This window comes from Microcoleus sp. Z1_A1 (genome assembly GCF_036700305.1).
GTDB lineage: Bacteria > Cyanobacteriota > Cyanobacteriia > Cyanobacteriales > Microcoleaceae > Microcoleus.
The window spans coordinates 16,196-35,364 of record NZ_JAUBOR010000040.1; the positions used below are offsets into that span (position 1 = coordinate 16,196).

A 19,169-nucleotide genomic window follows, 5' to 3' on the forward strand; every position below is an offset into this window, starting at 1 on the left:
AGATCCGATCGCACAGCTTGTATTTAACGGATAATGTCTGTTTATTTATTTTTGTCCCCCAGCGATCGCCCTAGCAAAGTATTTACTTTTCTTTACAAAAAGCAGATCAAAAAACGGCGCGACAGGTAAAAATTTCCTTGCAGACTTCAAATGCGTCGCGCGATCGACTAGAGTAAAAAAAATGGCTTTATCCGTTTATTCATCGCAAAGGAAACAAAGCTCATGGTTCAACGCGGTTCTACAGTTCGGATTCTCCGCAAAGAATCCTTCTGGTATCAAGAAGTGGGCACCGTTGCTACGGTAGACCAAAGCGGCATTAAATACCCAGTTATCGTTCGCTTTAACAGCGTAAATTATGCAGGCGTCAACACCAACAACTTCGCCCAAAGCGAATTAGTGGAAGTGTCAGCACCCAAAGCAAAAGCGAAAACAGGGACTCCAGTAGCTTCCGGCGGCAAACAAACCACGCTGGACGAGAAAACCCGGAAAACCGGCAGCGGAGGAGCCCCCCAGCAGCCGAAAACTTCGACCGACAGCAAACCCGGTGCCGAAGTGACCGGCAGCGTCGAAGGTTCGCCAAATCAAGGAACAGAACAACGCTAATTGTGCCAGAACTGCCAGAAGTTGAAACTATTTGCCGGGGATTGAATCAAGCAACCCTCGATCGAGAAATTTTGGACGGGGACGTGTTGTTAAACAGCACGATCGCCCGCTCAATCTCTGCGACCGATTTTTTGACAAAAGTCAAAGGAAAGTCGATCGCCCGCTGGTACAGACGCGGCAAATATCTACTGGCAGAACTATCTCAATGTAGGGGCGGTGCCCCCGTGCCCGCCCTCCCCGCGCCCGCCTTCTTCCCTCCTTCAAAAGCCGGCTGGCTGGGCGTTCACCTGCGGATGACAGGACAACTGCTGTGGGTGAACAGATCCGAGCCCCTGCAAAAACACGCGCGAGTCCGGCTGTTTTTTGAGGGAAACCAAGAATTGCGCTTTGTAGACCAGCGCACCTTCGGGCAAATGTGGTACGTGCCCGCAGAAACCGAGGTTTCGAGCACTGTCATCGGTCTGAAACTCTTAGGCCCCGAACCGTTTTCAGAGGAATTTACAACAGAATATTTGACCCGCAAGCTGCACCGGCGGGCGCGACCCATTAAAACAGCTTTGCTAGACCAGTCACTGATAGCTGGTTTGGGCAATATTTACGCAGACGAAACTTTGTTTTTGTCGGGAGTGATGCCCACAACTCTGTGCGCGGATTTGACAGCAGAGCAAATTGGGCGCATCCATACAGCTATTATTCAAGTTTTACAGAAGGCGATCGCATCCGGTGGCACCACTTTTAGCAATTTTCTCAACGTCCAAGGTGTCAACGGCAACTACGGCGGCGTCGCTTGGGTGTACAATCGCGCCGGCCAACCCTGCCGCACTTGCTCCACAACCATCCAACGTATAAAATTAGCAGGGCGATCGACTCATTTTTGCCCCCTTTGTCAGACATAGGAAGCAGTCAAGGGATTTTAGGCTTGAGATTTTAGATTTTAGATATACCCCACGAATCGGACTCCTTTATTCCTTAGTCAGCTTGGAGTGACTTCGTTTGTTTAGTAGCGATTTCAATCGCCGAGTGACTTTGCAGCCAAATCTAGATTAAAATTTGTATAGTTTTTTAAACTAAACCAAGCAAGTTATGGCAATCAAGAAAGGCAGCATAGTTCGCGCTGTACGCGAAAAATTGGAAAACAGTCTAGAAGCCAAAGCCAGCGACCAGCGCTTTTCCTCCTATATATTTGAAACAAAGGGCGAAGTGATGGATGTTCGCGGCGACTATGCCTTCGTCAAATTTGGCAAAGTTCCCACCCCGAATATTTGGCTGCGGGTAGACCAACTCGAAGATTTTCAGTAACTCACCAAAACTAAACACACTGTTCTTAATGTAGCGAAGGGTGCACACCGCGCACCTTTCCCCAATTAAGCTGATTGCTAAAATCTAAAATCTAAAATCTAAAATCTAAAACCTAAAACCCAATGAATTCTCCATCAAACCGCGTATCAATTATTGGTGCAGGCAAAGTCGGCAGTACCTTAGCCCAGCGAATTGCTGAGAAAAATCTGGCAGATGTAGTATTGTTAGATATTGTGGAGGGTTGGCCACAGGGCGTTGCTTTGGATTTGATGGAAGCTAGGGGAGTGGAACGTCACGATCGCCAAATTGTCGGTACAAATGATTATACAGATACGGCCAACTCAAATATCATAGTAATTGCAGCCGGAGTGCCGCGCAAACCCGGTATCAATCGCGAAGATTTAATTAAAATCAATGCTCGAATTGTCACCGAAGCCACAAAACAAGCGATCGAGCATTCTCCCGAAGCAATCTTAATCACAGTCACAAATCCCCTAGATATCATGACTTATTTAGCTTGGGAAGCGGCAGATTTGCCCAAACACCGAGTCATGGGGATGGGGGGAGTTCTCGACTCCGCCCGCTTTCAAACTTTTATTGCAATGGAATTGGGCGTTTCAAATGCTCAAGTCAATGCAACTGTCATCGGTTCTCATGGCGATTTGATGGTTCCTTTGCCCCGCTATTCCACTGTCAACGGTATTCCCATCAATCAACTTATGGATGCTGCGACTATTGATCGACTCGTACAGCGGACTCGCCACGGTGGCGCAGAAATTGTAAAATTGATGAAGACTGGTAGTGCTTATTTTGCACCCGCATCTTCTGTCTGTTTGATGGTAGAATCTATTTTATTTAATCAGTCGCGACTCTTGCCTTGCTGCGTTTATTTGCACGGCGAATACGGCGTGCAAGATATCTTTTTAGGAGTGCCCTGCCGCTTGGGATATCAGGGAGTCGAACAAATAGTGGAACTCGAACTCAGCGATACCGAAAGAGCAGCCTTTATCGAGTCGGGGAAATTGGTTGCCCAAAATATTGAGGAAGCCAGGGCTATACTGAAAACGGCTTCTTAAGCTTGTAGGAGTTCGTTGAGAAAAGCAGCCTGCTCGTCGCTTCAATATAATAACTTATACTGAGTATGATAGTGCGATCGCTCTGTCGGAAGTTGGGTTCTCGGATTTCAACAGTCCTTTGATAAATATTATCGATCATCTTTGTTAGGCTGTATTGCACCAGCTACAAAATGGCAGCAAGGAACCGATTGATAAATATAATACTAATTATCAAAAATCATGCAACAGTAGCGCTCCGGGTGCGTCGCCCTAGAAAAGTTATCAAAAAAAGCGACTCTCTCACAGATCCGCACCGGTGCATAAGCTGTTGCGCGTTTAAATTGCATATTCGGGACGGGCTCGCGTGCCCATCCCACAATAATTTGAGTTATTTTTGACACACAATTTAAATGGAGAACAGCTTACAGTGTTTCAGGAAACACACCAAAAACTCATAACTGTTGCAAGATTTTGGATAATTGGTATAAAATTTACTATCAAAAACTTGCTGACAACGCAAAAAACTGGCAAAAGCAGTTGAACTTGGTTTGCGCGACAATACCCTCACAGTTTCTGTAGAAATTCAAGCAAAAATCTGCCATTTTTTAACTGGTTCCCAAGCTCTGCCTGGGAACCGATGTAAGCGAGGCTCTGCCTCGGCCCAGACTATGGAGGCTCTTCCTCCGGATCTGCGTTACCACGCTCTTCCTGGTAACGAGTATAATCATTTAGGATTGCTATAAATCGAGCATTACTTAAAACTCTAGAAAAGGCGATCGCCGAAATTCAAACAAATTTTAAAAGACGTGTTCCCAACAGGATATTCAATCGCCAAAACAAGGAAACCATTAATCGAGTTTGCGGTAATAATAAAAAGGTGACAATAGAAACCGAAGGCGAGCAAAAAAAATGTCAAAATTAGTCAGAGACGCTCCTCCCGATCGCGAAATGGAACCGGGTTTCTTGTTTCCACTTTCGGAGATTCCCTGACTTGATTACGTTAATAAACCGGGTTTATGTGTAAGTTTTGTTAGCATTATTCTCAATAATTGATACTTAATGAAGTAGCAAATTATGCCACTTTTTCAGTAAATATACGGGAGCTAAGATGGTCGATAGACCTCCAAATCTCGAAAAAATACGGAAATGCAGTGTGAGTAGCTGCTAAGTGCTAGCAGAAGGAGGAGAATAGGTTCTTTGCCTTTTTGACTTACCAGACTCAACTTGCAGAGCGCTATTGAGATGCCATCAACCTCGATACCAAACCGCAAAATAACTAAAGAAAAAGCATTATGTTTCATGAATACCTGTATTACGAAGTTTGCAACCTGCGCGAGAAACTAGCTCACCTAGAAAGAGAAACGCAGTCTCAAACCTGGTTCAAAAAGCTGCAAGCGCTGATGGGAGTGATTGGCAAAATTCGTGAATCCCTAGACTTAGAAACAATATTCAAAATCACAGCCACCGAAGTTCGGCAACTCCTAAATGCCGATCGAGTCGCCGTCTACCGATTCTTTCCCGAATCCGAATGGAATGAGGGCGAAGTAGTGTCCGAAGACGTACTGCCCCAATACAGCCCATCTTTGGGAGCAAGAGTCCGCGACTACTGTTTCGGCGAACAATTTGCCGCCAAGTATGCCAAAGGTTACGTTCAAGCTGTCACGGACATCTACAAAGCCCGGTTGAGCCCTTGTCACCTCAAAATCCTCAAGCGATTTCAAATTCGAGCCAACTTAGTCGTACCGCTGCTGCAAGGGAAACATTTGTGGGGATTGCTGTGCATTCACTCCTGCGGCAATCCCCGCGATTGGCAAGAAGACGAAATCGAATTTGCCAGACAAGTAGGCGATCATTTAGCAGTTGCCATCCACCAAGCCGAACTGCACTTACAAACTCAGAGGCAAATAGCACAAATCGAAGCAGCACAGCAGAAACTCCGCGACAGCGAGCAAAAATATCACCAAATTCTCGATTCGATCGCCGATATGGTATTAGTCAAAGGCCCCAAATCCAAAATTGTTTGGGCAAATCAAGCATTCCGCGACTATTACGGCATGACTCAAGAGGAACTTCAAGACATCCTAGACGCACCTTTCGCCGATCCCGACAATACCCTCCAGTACGTCAGAGATGACGCCTTCGTATTTGAAACCGGACAGACTCTGCAAATTTCCGAAGAACCAGTGACGCGCTACGACTCAGAAGTGCGGCTGTTCAGCACCGTCAAAACACCGATCCGCAACGCAGACGGCCAAATCGTCATGACTGTCGGCGTCTCCCGCGACATGACGGAACGCAAACAAGCAGAAGAAGCCGTCAAAGCCAGCGAAAGCAAATACCGCAGCCTGGTAGAAACCTCCCAAGACATGATTTGGTCGGTAGATGCTTCAGGACGCTACACCTTCGTCAACCCAGCAGTTAAGTACATCTACGGTTACGAACCAGAAGAAATGATCGGTAGGCCCTTCTCCGACTTTGTGACACCAGAACAATGCCAGAAAGATTTAGAAGTTTTCGCCCGCCTGTTTGCCGGAGAATCAATTTTCCAGTACGAAACCACCCAAATCGCCAAAGACGGTAGCATGAAACATTTGATGTTTAACGCGATCGCCCTGTACGACGAAACCGGAAACTTCCTCTGCACCACAGGTACAGCCGCCGACATTACCGATCGCAAGCGAGCAGAAGCAGCCTTACAACACGCCAACGCAGAACTAGAGCGCAGAGTAGAAGCGCGCACAGCCGAACTGCGACAGACTTTTGCCGCACTCAGTGCCAGCGAAACCAAGTTTCGGACGATCGCAGCCACCATGCCCGGAGCTCTGTTCCAGTTTTGCAACCGTGACGGAATTTGGCGCATTGACTACATGAGCGATCGCATCTTCGATATCAGTGGCGTTACCGCAGCAGAAATGATGCAAGACATCAATACATTCATTTCCCGCGTCCATCCCGAAGACTTGGAAGGCTACATCGCTTCGGTGAACCAGGCCATAGAAAACCTCTCCCTGTGGCACTACGAAGGGCAGTTAGTCAAGCCCGACGGCGAGATTCGCTGGTGGCAGGGCGACTCCATGCCCACCCGCAGCGAGAACGGCGAAATCGTATTTTGCGGCGTATTGTTCGACATTACCGATCGCAAAGTTGCCGAAACCGCCATCCGCAACAGCCAGCGACAGCTACAAGAAGCCCAGAGACTCGCCCACGTCGGAAATTGGGAACTCGACGCAGCCACCGGAACCATCACTTGGTCGGAAGAACTTTTCCGCATCTTCGGACTCGAACCAGCCCCCATCGCGCCCAACCTAGCCGAACAGGTCGCTCAGATTCATCCAGAAGATTTGGCATTGTGGCAAACTCAAGTGCAGCGGGGACTCGAAGCGGGCATCCCCTTTGATTTTGACTTTCGCCTTTACCGTCCCGACAGCATCTTGCGACACGTGAACGCCGTGGGTCAAGCCGAAACCGATGTCAACGGCAAGGTGGTAAAAATGTTCGGTACGGTGATCGACATTACCGATCGCAAAGCCGCCGAAGCAGCCCTGCGGCAAGCAGCAGTCGAGTTAGAAGACAGAGTGAGCGATCGCACGGCCGAACTTTCCCAAGCAGTCACCCAATTAGAACAAGAAATTGGCGATCGAAAACTTGCAGAAGCAGCGCTGCAAGTTTCCGAGCAAAACCTGCGAACCATATTTAACAATGTCTACGATGCTATCTTCATTCACGATTTAGAAGGAAACATTCTCGATGTCAATAATCGAATGTTAGAAATGTACGGAGTGAGCCCCGAACAAGCAAAAAAATTATCAATTAAAAATGACTATTCAAGCGCCGACAATCCCATTGAACAAATGGAAGAACTTTGGGAAAGAGTATTAGCAGGCGAAACTGGTCGCGTGGAATGGAAAGCGAGGCGTCCCAAGGACGGTTCAACTTTTGATGCAGAAATTGCCCTGTCCAAAATTAATCTCAACGGCAATCTCAGCATCATTGCCAACGTCCGAGATATTAGCGATCGCAAACAGGCAGAAGCAGAACTGCAACACGCTCAAAATTTTATGGAGTCAGTGCTCAAAACCATACCCGTAGGAGTGGTTGCCAAGGATGCCCAAGAACTGCGGTTTGTTCTGTGGAACCCAGTAGCTGAACAGTTACTCGGTTTCAGTGCAGCAGAAGTAATCGGCAAAAATGATTACGACTTTTTCCCAACAGAACAAGCTGATTTTTTCACCGCCAAAGACCGGGAAGTGATCGATAGCGGGCAAATTTTAGAAATCGCCGAAGAAGAAATTGAAACTAGCCAAGGAGAAACGCGGATATTTCATAGCAAGAAAACAGCAATACTCGATGCTGATGGCAAACCGCAATATCTATTAGCTGTCACCGAAGACATTACCGATCGCAAGCGGGGAGAAATTGCCTTAAGGCAATCGTCAGCCAGACTCAGACAGCAAGCCGAGCGAGAAAAACTGCTCAACAACCTCACTACTCAAATCCGCAATTCCCTCGATTTCGACAGCATTATTGCTGTCGCCGTCCAAGAAATTCGGGCTTTCATGCAGATCGATCGTTGCAACTTTAGCTGGTATCGTTGCGACGGAGACGAACCATACTGGGAAATTATTCAAGAATCTCGCACAAGAGAACTTCCAGATTTAATAGGTTGCTATAAAGCTTCTGATTTCGGAACTATAGGAGAACAGATGTTGCGTCTAGAAACGCTGCAAATCGATGATGTCGGAGCGATCGCAGACCCTATTTGGAGAAGCTCTCTTAACTCTCTGGGCTACCAATCTGTCTTGGCAATTCCCATGCAGGCACTTTCGGGAGTAGTGAGCGTTGTTACCTGCGCCCACTCCGCTGCTGTGCGACTCTGGAGTGACGACGAAGTAGAATTATTGCAAGCGGTTACAGTTCAATTGGCGATCGCCCTCAACCAAGCCGATCTTTACGCCCAAACTCGGAATAAAGCTCTCGAATTAGAAAAAACATTGAAGAAATTAACCAGCACTCAATCGCAGTTAATTCAAAATGAAAAAATGTCGAGTCTCGGTCAACTTGTGGCAGGAGTCGCCCACGAAATAAACAACCCAGTTAACTTTATTTACGGCAATCTCAGTCACGCCAACGACTATACCCAAGACTTGCTACACCTGATCGAACTTTACCAAAACCACTATCCCGATCCCGTCCCGGAAATTCAAGAAGAAGTAGACAATATTGAACTCGACTTTCTGATGAAAGACTTGCCAAAGTTGCTTTCTTCAATGAAAGTCGGTGCAGACAGAATTCAACAAATTGTTGCTTCTCTCCGCACATTTTCCCGCATGGACGAAGCGGAAATGAAAGCCGTCAACATCCACGAGGGCATAGATAGCACCCTGATGATTTTGCAGCACCGGCTCAAAGCTAAACACAACCATCCAGAAATTGAGGTAATTAAAGAATACGCTCAACTGCCCTTGGTAGAATGTTATGCCGGACAATTAAATCAAGTATTTATGAACATCTTGAGCAATGCTTTGGATGCTTTAGAAGAACGGGATCTGCGCCGTTCTGCTGAGGAAAAGCGGCAAAAGCCCAGCAACATCCGCATCCGCACTGAACTATCGCCAGCCGGCAAAGTAATCATTCGGATTGCTGACAACGGGCCGGGAATACCGGAGACTGTCGGCACTCGGCTTTTTGACCCGTTTTTTACTACTAAACCTGTGGGTAAAGGCACCGGGATGGGCTTGTCAATTAGCTATCAAATTGTTACAGACAGACACAACGGGTCGCTGAAATGCACTTCTTCGCCGGGCCAGGGTACAGAATTGGCGATCGAGATTCCCCTCAAAGCTAATTGTTAATAGGGAATTGGTAAGTTGTAATTGGCAATTGCGAAAGCGTTACTGTGCGTCATTCGATTTTAGATTTTAGATTTTAGATTTTGGATTGACTTGCGCGAGATAAATGCTCTTTCTTGAGGATTTTCGATTTCCGATGTTGGATTGATTCCACGGATAAACCACGTGGCGGGTACCACATGAAGAAATTCGTGGTCAGTTGGGTAATTTTCAACCATATCAAATCCGGTAGCATCGTCCTGATATAGCAACCGCCAAGACAGTTAGGACGTTGTTAATGGCTGAAACGATTGATTATATTGCTTCTTCCTGCTTCCTTCTGCAATAAAATCCAGTCATATCAAATCCGGTAGCATCGTCCTGTATTCATCTCTGTATTCTCTCCCTCTGCGTTCTCTGCGCCCTCTGCGGTTAAATCATTCCGATGCAACCGGAAACGATATCAATACTCAACAATCACGGACGGTACAACCGGAATTGAACTCATTTATCTGCGTGAATATCTGTTAATCTGCCCTCATCTGCGGTTAAAAAAAGAGAATGTATTAACCGCAGATGACAATGGATGGACGCGGATTCACGCAGATGAATAATTCCGATCCTAACAGATTTGATATCATCACCTAAAATCTAATTTTGATGCACCATTTATTCCCTGGTGCATCAGTTTTGAGATTAGGAGTTTGTAGCAAAAATGTCTTCACAGGGTGAGGCACTATTTACCAATCTGTAGCTCAATCAGTCCCTAATTTCTATATTACCGAGATTTATCAGGATTTCGGTCACGGCAGAACTGTCCAAAGGTTTAGAAAACCAATATCCCTGAGCTAATTCGCAGTCTAATTCTCGAAGCTGTGCTAACTGTTCGCCTGTCTCTACACCTTCGGCGATCGCATTCAATCCCAAATTGTGAGCCAAAGTTACGATCGCCCGCACAATCTGCAAAGGCTGACCCCCGTCGTCACCATTTTCGACAGCCCCCAAGCGGCTCACAAAAGATCGATCGATCTTCAGTGTATCCAGCGGAAAACGGTGCAAGTAACTTAAAGACGAATAGCCAGTACCGAAATCGTCTATCGACAATCGAATATTCCTACCTTTTAATTCGGCTAGCACAATATTGGCTTTTTTCACATTTTCCACGATCGCGCTTTCAGTAATCTCCAATTTTAAACAGCTCGGATCGCAGCCAGTTTCTGCTAAAATATCATCGATTTCCTCGATTAAATTCGGCATACCTAACTGTTTAGGAGAGAGATTGACGCTCATTGTTAATTGCGAAGGATCAATAATGGGTAATTTAAAATTCGCAATTGGTAGCTGGGAAGTTGTACTGAACGTAGCCGAAGAGTTGGTAATTGGGAATTGGGAATTGGTAATAGAGGAGTGGAAATCGGTAATCGGGAATTGGTAACTGGGAATTGGTAATTTTTTACCGATTCTTTCTTCCCTGTGACCAATACTGGGGCTACGCTCAGTAAAAGTTCCGTGTTCCTCATGCCCTGTATCTGTTACATCAGTTAAATCCCCTACATTGCCCGTTGCCCTCTCCTCTGTTGTTACCCTGAGCGAAGTCGAAGCGCCTTCTTCCTTCTGGTTACGCTGAGCGACTTGCTCTGAGTGCAGCCGAAGCGAGTCAAAGGGCCTTGTTCCGACTTCCATTGGACTTCTTCCCTGTTCCTCGGTTAACATTTCTTGCCAAATCCGCAATTGCTGACAAGCTTCCCGCAACACCCAGGCTCCCAGAGGCACGATCAAACCTGTTTCTTCAGCTACAGGGATAAAAGTAGACGGCGGAACTAGACCCCGAACTGGGTGGTGCCAGCGCACCAAGGCCTCAAAACCTTCGAGCGCACCGCTGGCGATCGAAACAATCGGTTGGTAGTGCACAATAAAGTGCGAACATTGATTCTTGCTCTCTCCTAATTCCTCCTTGCCCAAAATAGCCAACCGCAGGTCAGTTTCTAACTGCAACAGCGACATAGTTTGGTCGTGCATCGCCAAATTAAACACTTCGTGGCGGGCCTTACCCAAAGCTTTAGCGCGGTACATAGCGATGTCAGCATCGCGTAGGAATTCTTCCGGGTGAGTGTACGAATTTAATTCGCCACTGGGGGTGGCTTCGCCTCGACTGAAAACAATGCCAATGCTAGCGGTGGTAAATACTTCGTGCCCTTCGAGATGAAACGGCTTCGTCAGTTCTTTTTGTATCTTTTTAGCTGCGAGGGTGGCGTCGCTGAGGCTCTGAATGTGGTCTAGCAGGATCGTGAATTCGTCTCCCCCCAGTCTGGCGACGGTATCCGAAACCCGGACGCAGGTTTGCAGTCGCTGGGCGAGGGCGATTAGCAGTTTGTCTCCTAAAACGTGTCCTAAAGAATCATTAACGACTTTGAAGCGGTCTAAATCTAGGAAAAGTAAACCAAATTTGTAATCGGGGGACTGATTGGATCGGCGGATGGCTTGTCCTAGCCTGTCGATGAACAAAACCCGGTTGGGCAAACCCGTCAGCGCATCGTGAAAAGCGCCGTGCAGCAGTTCCCGTTCTACTCGCTTGCGCTCGGTGACATCTCGGATAATAATCTGGCCGGCCGTCGAGCCTTGATAAATAGCGGGGATACCGGCCATTTCAACGTCTATTATTTGTCCGTCGAGCCGCATTAGTTTTTGTTCGGCAAGGTCGAGTGGCTGATTTTCTGTCTCGACTAGCCGAATGCGCTCTGTGGCTATTTCCACATAGTTTGGATGGACGAAATGCAATATGGGAAAGCCAATCAGCGCTTCGGGAGAACTCGCACCGAGGAGTTTCGCGCCGGCAGCATTGATGTAGGCGATTTTCCCTTGACTGTGAACGGCGATCGCTTCGGGAGATAGTTCTACTAAACGGCGATAGCGTTCTTCACTTTCTTTGAGAGATACTATCAACTCGCATCGCTCTTTTTCAGCTTGCTGGCGTTCGATTTCCATTTGGTGAACCGCCAGAATTTTCCCAATACTTTGAGCCATCAATTCTATAATTTCTATTTCCTCGTACTTGAACTTTCTTTTCTTTATTTCTGGCGAACTAAAACTTAACGTACCGTAAGTTTTATTGTTGACAAATATCGGCGTTCCGATGTAAGATTCTGATTTGCAGCTTAGATAAGCAGGATGTTCGCGCATCTCAATATTTGCTCCTATATGAGAATACGCAACTGTTTTGTTGAGCTTAATTACTGCGGCGCAGTAAGTATCGCTGAGGTTCAATTCTAAGCCTCGCACGAAGTATCCTAAATCAGTTTTCGCTGCCTGGACAATAAAAGTTTCGCTGTCAACTTCAGCCATGATGCCCATAGAAAGTCCAAACATCAAACAGCCGGCTGTTAGATAATCGTCAACCAGTTCTTCAAAGTTTTGATAATGATAAGTTGTAATCCGGTGCAAGTGTTTGAGATTAGCGCTAAAAGCTGCTAAAGCTTGAGATTTTAAAAATAACTCTTCTTCCGAACGCTGGCGGTCGGTAATGTCTGTTTGTACTCCAATAAAGTGGGTTAAGTGTCGCCGCGAGTTGTAAACCGGAGCGATCGACAATTCGTGCCAAAAAGGCGTGCCGTCTTTCCGAAAGTTGCGTAATATAACTTGAGCTTCTCTGCCTTCTTCAATCGCAATTCGCAATTCTTTGGCAGCGGGGCTGTCAGTGTCTGTGCCTTGCAAAAATCGGCAATTTTTGCCCATTAACTCGTCTCTGCTATAACCCGTAATCCGCTCAAAACTGGGATTGACATAAATAATCGGATTATCTGCAACGGTTGCGTCGGTGATTGCAATGCCGTTGCTGCAACTTTCGATCGCCCGTTCCATCATTTGTAAGCGCTCTTGCGATATAATCCGCTCGATCGCCGCAGCTAACACGTTGGCGATCGCTTCTACAAAATAAACGTCATCTTGACTGAAAACCCGCCCTTGGCTGGTATGAACCCCCAAAATGCCCCAGGCCTGCGAGGATGAACTGTCCGCTGGTTCTACTTGTCCCCAGTTCCTCCCCAGTCCCCGATTGCCGGGAATGATCACAGTAACGCCGCTGACAGCCCGGTGGTTGTGCAGTAGCGGCAACTCGCTAAAGCGCGTTTCCACCCGCAAATCTTCGACGATCGTCGGTTCGCCCACTAGCAATGTGTAACCTGCTTGGGATCGAGCAGAAGCGGCAACAGTAGCGCTGCCGACGAGGCCCGGCTGCCAGCCAACCCCCGCTCGCAGCATAAAAGCATGACCAGAGGGCAACAGTTCTAACACCTGGCAATAATCAACGTCCAGGGTTTGAGCAATTAAAACCGCAGCTTTGTCCATCAGTGCGGACAAATCAGTTTCGGCCAGGGCCTGCTGCCCCAAGTAAGCGACGGCCGCTTGCTGGCGGGCTCGCGAGTGGATTGACGTGAGCAATTCCTGCTCCTTGGCGGCCGCTCGCTTCCGATCCGTAATGTCGGTGAACACCGACAGAACAGCTTTCCCCGACACCAATGTCAGATACCGCATCGATACACTTGCCCAAAACAGCGTGCCGTCAGCTTTTTTAAACCGGATTTCTGTCTCGCGGACGTGTCCGTTGCGGGCGAGCCGCAACAGCAATTCCTGGCGCTCTGCTGGTTTGTGGTAGAGCGTTTCGGCTTTTTGGCGGTCGATCGACTTAAATCCTGTGAACCCGAAAGCCTGACGACATAAATCGTTACTATAAATAATTGTGCCGTCCCCCAGACTGCTCACGATCAGGGGTATTGGCATCGAGTTGGCGATCGTCAGCAGTAATTCTTTGGCTCCTTGCAGCTCTTTGTACAAGTCTGGCTTGGAGGCCCAGCCGTGACAGTCTTCAGACTTTTCAGGGATAAAACTTTCCATTGTTTAATCGATCCATTAGCAGGACAACTTTTTTAAACTTGTGGTCAATCAATACTGCGGACTGTTTTTAATTAGCATTCGTAGAATAAAAGTTTCAAGGCGATTCGCCAATGGAGCTACCAACGGAAAATCAAGGGTTTCACACTACGAACTACAAACAGTCCAGACTATTGGTAAATGACGATTTCAGATGCAGAGGAGGATCTACAGTAGCCCACAACACATTAATCTTAACCAGAACTATGCAACTGAAGGCCCTAAACTGCTCGACTGAAGTTTGATACGCTGCTCTCTCGTTAAAGACCACATCTGTCTTTGGTATGAAAATCTACTGTTTTTAAAGTTGCGTTAAGTTTTGATGTATGGCGAGGTACTTTACCCAATGTGCAGCGGAAGCTCCTAATCTAAAAAGTAAAGCCACCTACTTGCCAACCACCGAATACTATCCGAGGAGAGAGGAGAAATGCTTGAATCTTACCGCCGTACCGCGGCCGAACGTGCCCATGAGGGAATTCCACCGCTGCCGCTAGACGCCCAGCAAACGTCGGAACTGTGCGAACTGCTGAAAAATCCGCCGGCAGGAGAAGAAGAAACCTTAATAGAATTATTGCGCGATCGCGTCCCCCCAGGCGTAGACAGCGCCGCCTACGTCAAAGCTGGTTTTTTAACTGGCATTGCTAAAGGCGAAATCCACAGCCCCCTAATTGCTCCCAAATGGGCAGTTTACCTGCTGGGGACAATGATGGGCGGTTACAACGTCCAATCTTTAATCGATTTGCTCAACCCCACTGCCGAAATCGCCATTCCCGCCACCGCCGCCCGGGCACTGAGCAAAACGTTGTTAGTATTCGACGCTTTCCACGACGTTATAGCTTTGTCTGATACAAATCCCTACGCCAAGCAGGTAGTCGATTCTTGGGCGGATGCCGAATGGTTTACAGGCCGTCCTGTATTGCCAGAAGCGATTACCGTTACAGTCTTCAAAGTTCCTGGAGAAACCAATACTGACGACTTGTCGCCTGCACCTCATGCTACCACGCGGCCGGACATTCCCCTACACGCTTTGGCGATGCTCGAAAGTAAGATGCCTGGGGCTTTGCAAACCATTGCAGAATTGAAGCAAAAAGGTCATCCCGTAGCCTATGTTGGTGATGTTGTCGGTACTGGTTCGTCGCGGAAATCGGCGATTAATTCCGTGCTCTGGCACATTGGCAATGATATTCCGTTTGTGCCCAACAAGCGCAGTGGCGGTTATATTTTAGGAGGTGCGATCGCCCCGATCTTCTTCAATACCGCTGAAGATTCCGGCGCATTGCCGATCGAATGTGATGTCTCCCAAATGGAAACAGGAATGGTAATTACCATCCATCCATACAAAGGCGAAATCACCAACGAAGCCGGAGAAATTATCTCCACATTCACCCTCAAACCTGACACAATTCTAGACGAAGTTCGCGCAGGTGGCCGAATTCCGCTATTAATTGGACGCACTTTAACCGACAAAACCCGCGCAGCTTTAGGACTAGAACCTAGCACTATTTTTACCCGTCCTACAATTCCAGTAGATACGGGAAAAGGCTTTACTTTAGCCCAAAAAATGGTAGGCAAAGCTTGCGGTTTGTCCGGCGTTCGCCCCGGTACATCTTGCGAACCAGTCATGACAACAGTCGGCTCGCAAGATACCACAGGGCCAATGACTCGCGACGAATTGAAAGAACTTGCTTGTTTGGGATTTAGCGCCGATTTGGTTATTCAAAGTTTCTGCCACACCGCCGCTTATCCAAAACCAGTTGATGTCAAAACTCACCATGAATTGCCCGATTTCATGGCAGAGCGCGCCGGCATAGCTTTGCGCCCCGGAGACGGCATTATTCACTCTTGGCTGAACCGGATGTTATTGCCAGATACAGTGGGAACGGGCGGCGATTCTCACACTCGTTTTCCTTTGGGAATTTCCTTTCCTGCGGGTTCGGGATTGGTGGCATTTGCTGCGGCATTGGGCGTCATGCCTTTGGATATGCCGGAATCAGTTTTAGTGCGGTTTAAAGGTGAATTGCAGCCGGGAGTAACGCTGCGGGATGTTGTGAATGCCATTCCCTATGTAGCAATTCAAAAAGGTTTGCTAACCGTCGCGAAACAGAACAAGAAAAACATCTTTTCTGGGCGGATTATGGAGATTGAAGGTTTGCCCGATTTGAAGGTTGAGCAGGCTTTTGAATTGACCGATGCGACTGCAGAGCGTTCTTGCGCTGGATGCACGATTAAATTGAGCGTGGAGACTGTTTCTGAGTACATTCGTTCCAATGTCGCGCTGCTGAAAAACATGGTGGCGCGGGGCTATCAAGATGCGCGGACGATGATGCGCCGGGTGGCTAAGATGGAGGCATGGCTGGCAAATCCGGTGCTGATGGAGGCGGATGCTGATGCGGAATACGTTGAAATCATCGAAATCGATCTGAACGAGATTAAAGAGCCAATTGTGGCTGCTCCCAATGACCCGGATAATGTTAAGTTGTTGAGTGAGGTTGCGGGCGATCGGGTTGACGAAGTATTTGTCGGTTCCTGCATGACAAATATCGGTCACTACCGCGCCACAGCGAAGGTGTTGGAAGGTGCAGGGGAAGTGAAAACTCGCCTGTGGATTTGCCCGCCAACTCGCATGGACGAACAGCAACTCAAAGAAGAAGGTTATTACAGCATTTTTGGAGCCGCTGGAGCGCGTACAGAAATGCCCGGATGCAGTCTTTGTATGGGCAATCAAGCGCGGGTTAAAGATGCGACAACGGTTTTTTCAACTTCTACTCGTAACTTTAACAACCGCATGGGCAAAGATGCACAAGTTTATCTCGGTTCGGCGGAATTGGCGGCCGTTTGTTCGCTGTTAGGTCGCATTCCTACAGTCCAAGAATACAATGACATTGTGTCAAAGAGAATCGATCCTTTTGCTGGTGATTTGTATCGCTATTTGAATTTCGATCAAATTGCTGGTTTTGAGGATGAAGGACGAGTGATTGCTTTGGAAGATATGCCTCGCATTGAGGATATTTTGGGGATTCCCGATGGTGTGCTGAGCAAGTAAAAAGTGGGGCGGGCAAATGCCCGCCCTTTGTTTATAATATGAGTAGGGGTTCACCCCTGCATCTCTAATTCACATCCAGGATATTGATCGACCCGCCCCGCTCCCCTTTTCGTAAGTCGATCGAACTTGATATAAATCTGAGAAAGGAGAAAAGTGATTATGCCTGAGCAAGTTTTAATCAGCGAAAGCCAACCGACAGCAACTTCAGCGCCAGAAACTCGCATAGGCGAAGAAATTGTAGATTTTTTGCGGGAGATTCAGCAAACTCCGAGAGAATATTGGCCAAACTTACTTCAGATGATTCGGCTATTTCGCTCCACAGTAACAATGAAGCCAGGAACCCCCGATACTTCGATAAAAGCTACAGACGAAATTAAGACCATCGATCCCGTACAGCAGCACGAAGCTCTGAGCAAATTGCTACAGTCTTGGGTTGACGATGGAGATGAACAGGAGCAAACAGAAACCGCTGAAGTTCTCCGCAAGGCACTAGAAGAAAACTCCGTGCATATATAAGAGCATTCCATGAGCAGAATAGTGTTGTTAGATTCGGGGCCGTTAGGAATTGTTACCAATCCCAAAGCCACCTCTCCTTTATATCAAGAGGGCAAACTTTGGCTGCAATCTTTGCCACAGAAAGGTTACATTGTAATGCTCCCTGAAATTGCTGACTACGAAGTGCGACGCGAATTAATTCGCGCAGGTAAATTAGCAGGTATTCAACGGCTTGATGAACTTAAATCGCAACTTCCCTACCGTCCTTTGACTACAGAAGTAATGCTTCTAGCAGCTCAGTTGTGGGCTGACGCGAGAATGAGAGGAAGACCAACCGCAGAAGCCAATGCACTTGACGGGGATGTGATTTTGGCGGCTCAAGCAATTTTGGAGGCAAATGAAGGGCATGAGGTGATAATTGCCACCACAAATGTGGGGCATTTATCCCAATTTGTGGATGCTCGCGAGTGGCGGCTAATTGAGTAATGTTTAAATCCATCGCACTTAGCCAATCCCTGCTATACTTTCAACTACAGATATTTTTACAGACACCGTTAGCGAGATAAACAGCATGGTGGAAACAGTGGAGACAAGCGAAAAAATTGACGATCGCACACAAACCCGCTACTGGGGTCAAGTTACAGTCATAGACGCGGGCGATCGTTATAAGATCAATCGCATTGAAGTCAAGCCGGGGCATCACATCAGCACCCAAATGCACTATCACCGCAGCGAGCACTGGGTTGTCGTCTCCGGTACCGCTAAAGTTATCTGCGACGACAAAGAGACGATTCTCATGCAGAAACAGTCAACCTACGTTCCCATGAATACTGCTCACCGCGTAGAAAATCCAGGAGTTATTCCCTTGGTGATGATTGAAATCCAAAATGGTGAATACCTCGGCGATGATGACATTATCCGCTTCGCCCAAGATGCTCACGAGGCAGATTGATCCTAGATCCAAATATGAAGCAATCGCAGACGCCAAGAAAAAGCTTCGCACACCGAACAATCATCTACGCTACGCAGCGACGGGAAACAAGATAAATCCTACAATTAAAAATTTAGGGGCAATTTCAGAATTGCCCCTACCTTATTATATTAAGCTTGTTAAGCACCAGAATTTGATATAGCAAGTGGCGATCGTCCTAGGGCAAAGAAGCGTTTTTCAAATCTACATTTGCCATATTGGCATTCTTTAAATTGGCACCTGTCAAGTCCGAACCGTTCAAATTTGCACCGTTCAAATTTGCATTGGTCAAATTTGCATCCCGCAAGTTGACTCCCTGTACGTCGATTCCCGACAAACTGCCACCTCTGAGGCTGACATTCGCTAAATTGGCTACAGACTGGCGAGCATTTCTCAGATTTGCACCCGCCAAATTGGCGCTTTCTAAATTAGCACCGATTAAATTAGCGCTGGTGAGGTTGGTATTTTTCAAACTCGCAATCACTAAACCCGCCAAACTCAGATTAGCGCGGCTCAAATCAGCACCCTCCAAATTAGCCCCGTGCATTTTAGCAGCAATTAAACTCGCACCTTGCAATTTAGCTTGTTTCAGATTTGCTTCGTTCAGTTTGGCTTCGTTCAAATTTGCACCGTTCAAATTTGCACCGCTCAGATTCGCACCGCTCAAATCTGCCCCGCTCAGATTGATACCAGCAAGCTGCGCTCCTGTCAAGTCACATTGGCTACATTTTTTAGTTTCTAATAATTGCTTGACGTGGGATACGTTTTCTGCCTTTACTCCCGATGCCAAACCGATCGCAATTAGCACCCCTGTTGTTGTTAAAATCCCAAATTTCATATACCACCCTCAGCAATATCTCTCTGTTAATAATATCGCACATTATTAAAGAGGGTTGGGTGATCGGTCTCTTTGATAAACTGTGACAATCATCACCCTGTTGTGCACAAAA

11 protein-coding genes are annotated in these 19,169 nt (G+C 47.3%); 9 read left to right on the top strand and 2 right to left on the bottom strand.

Features of this window, described 5'->3' with window-relative positions:
• Nucleotides 1-222 precede the first annotated feature (222 nt).
• From QT973_RS21585 to QT973_RS21605, 5 genes are all read left to right on the top strand, one after another.
• Nucleotides 223-603 (top strand): photosystem I reaction center subunit IV, encoded by a 381-nt coding sequence (locus tag QT973_RS21585; RefSeq protein WP_333053993.1) that lies wholly within the window; start codon nt 223-225, stop codon nt 601-603.
• Nucleotides 604-605: 2 nt separating this feature from the next.
• On the top strand, nt 606-1,499 hold the full coding sequence (locus QT973_RS21590) for a DNA-formamidopyrimidine glycosylase (RefSeq protein WP_333209417.1): 894 nt from the start codon (nt 606-608) through the stop codon (nt 1,497-1,499).
• A 187-nt stretch (nt 1,500-1,686) separates the two neighbouring features.
• Entirely contained in the window at nt 1,687-1,902 is a 216-nt protein-coding gene (locus tag QT973_RS21595; protein ID WP_333053996.1) for an NAD(P)H-quinone oxidoreductase subunit O, read from the top strand.
• A 122-nt stretch (nt 1,903-2,024) separates the two neighbouring features.
• A complete protein-coding gene (gene mdh, locus QT973_RS21600) occupies nt 2,025-2,978 on the top strand; it encodes a malate dehydrogenase (protein ID WP_333053997.1) in 954 nt (317 codons plus the stop codon).
• Nucleotides 2,979-4,249: 1,271 nt separating this feature from the next.
• Nucleotides 4,250-8,809, top strand: coding sequence for a PAS domain S-box protein (locus QT973_RS21605; RefSeq protein ID WP_333313062.1), 4,560 nt, complete (start codon nt 4,250-4,252; stop codon nt 8,807-8,809).
• 735 nt (nt 8,810-9,544) lie between these two features.
• On the opposite strand, the gene QT973_RS21610 is transcribed toward QT973_RS21605, so the two are convergent.
• Nucleotides 9,545-13,675, bottom strand: coding sequence for an EAL domain-containing protein (locus QT973_RS21610; RefSeq protein WP_333231950.1), 4,131 nt, complete (start codon nt 13,673-13,675; stop codon nt 9,545-9,547).
• 463 nt (nt 13,676-14,138) lie between these two features.
• Here QT973_RS21610 and acnB point away from each other — a divergent pair, with 463 nt between their 5' ends.
• From acnB to QT973_RS21630, 4 genes are all read left to right on the top strand, one after another.
• Complete coding sequence (acnB, locus tag QT973_RS21615; protein WP_333054001.1) at nt 14,139-16,754, top strand: bifunctional aconitate hydratase 2/2-methylisocitrate dehydratase; 2,616 nt, start codon at nt 14,139-14,141, stop codon at nt 16,752-16,754.
• Between the two features lie 159 nt (nt 16,755-16,913).
• Nucleotides 16,914-17,270 carry a hypothetical protein gene (locus QT973_RS21620; protein ID WP_333261939.1) on the top strand — a complete coding sequence of 119 codons (357 nt, stop codon included), beginning with the start codon at nt 16,914-16,916 and terminating at the stop codon, nt 17,268-17,270.
• A gap of 9 nt (nt 17,271-17,279) precedes the next feature.
• On the top strand, nt 17,280-17,735 hold the full coding sequence (locus QT973_RS21625) for a nucleic acid-binding protein (protein ID WP_333392139.1): 456 nt from the start codon (nt 17,280-17,282) through the stop codon (nt 17,733-17,735).
• Between the two features lie 85 nt (nt 17,736-17,820).
• The gene (locus QT973_RS21630) at nt 17,821-18,201 is read left to right on the top strand and encodes a cupin domain-containing protein (protein ID WP_445242800.1); all 381 of its coding nucleotides are present in this window, start codon (nt 17,821-17,823) and stop codon (nt 18,199-18,201) included.
• Between the two features lie 196 nt (nt 18,202-18,397).
• Here QT973_RS21630 and QT973_RS21635 read toward each other — a convergent pair whose 3' ends face one another.
• The gene (locus QT973_RS21635) at nt 18,398-19,057 is read right to left on the bottom strand and encodes a pentapeptide repeat-containing protein (protein WP_333054004.1); all 660 of its coding nucleotides are present in this window, start codon (nt 19,055-19,057) and stop codon (nt 18,398-18,400) included.
• Between the last annotated feature and the right edge of the window lie 112 nt (nt 19,058-19,169).

Excerpts from the sequence above, each read along its gene's own strand:
- QT973_RS21585 (WP_333053993.1), top strand. The coding sequence starts at position 223 with ATGGTTCAACGCGGTTCTACAGTTCGGATTCTCCGCAAAGAATCCTTC.
- QT973_RS21595 (WP_333053996.1), top strand. The coding sequence starts at position 1,687 with ATGGCAATCAAGAAAGGCAGCATAGTTCGCGCTGTACGCGAAAAATTG.
- mdh (WP_333053997.1), top strand. The coding sequence starts at position 2,025 with ATGAATTCTCCATCAAACCGCGTATCAATTATTGGTGCAGGCAAAGTC.
- QT973_RS21605 (WP_333313062.1), top strand. The coding sequence starts at position 4,250 with ATGTTTCATGAATACCTGTATTACGAAGTTTGCAACCTGCGCGAGAAA.
- QT973_RS21610 (WP_333231950.1), bottom strand. The coding sequence starts at position 13,675 with ATGGAAAGTTTTATCCCTGAAAAGTCTGAAGACTGTCACGGCTGGGCC.
- acnB (WP_333054001.1), top strand. The coding sequence starts at position 14,139 with ATGCTTGAATCTTACCGCCGTACCGCGGCCGAACGTGCCCATGAGGGA.
- QT973_RS21620 (WP_333261939.1), top strand. The coding sequence starts at position 16,914 with ATGCCTGAGCAAGTTTTAATCAGCGAAAGCCAACCGACAGCAACTTCA.
- QT973_RS21625 (WP_333392139.1), top strand. The coding sequence starts at position 17,280 with ATGAGCAGAATAGTGTTGTTAGATTCGGGGCCGTTAGGAATTGTTACC.
- QT973_RS21630 (WP_445242800.1), top strand. The coding sequence starts at position 17,821 with ATGGTGGAAACAGTGGAGACAAGCGAAAAAATTGACGATCGCACACAA.
- QT973_RS21635 (WP_333054004.1), bottom strand. The coding sequence starts at position 19,057 with ATGAAATTTGGGATTTTAACAACAACAGGGGTGCTAATTGCGATCGGT.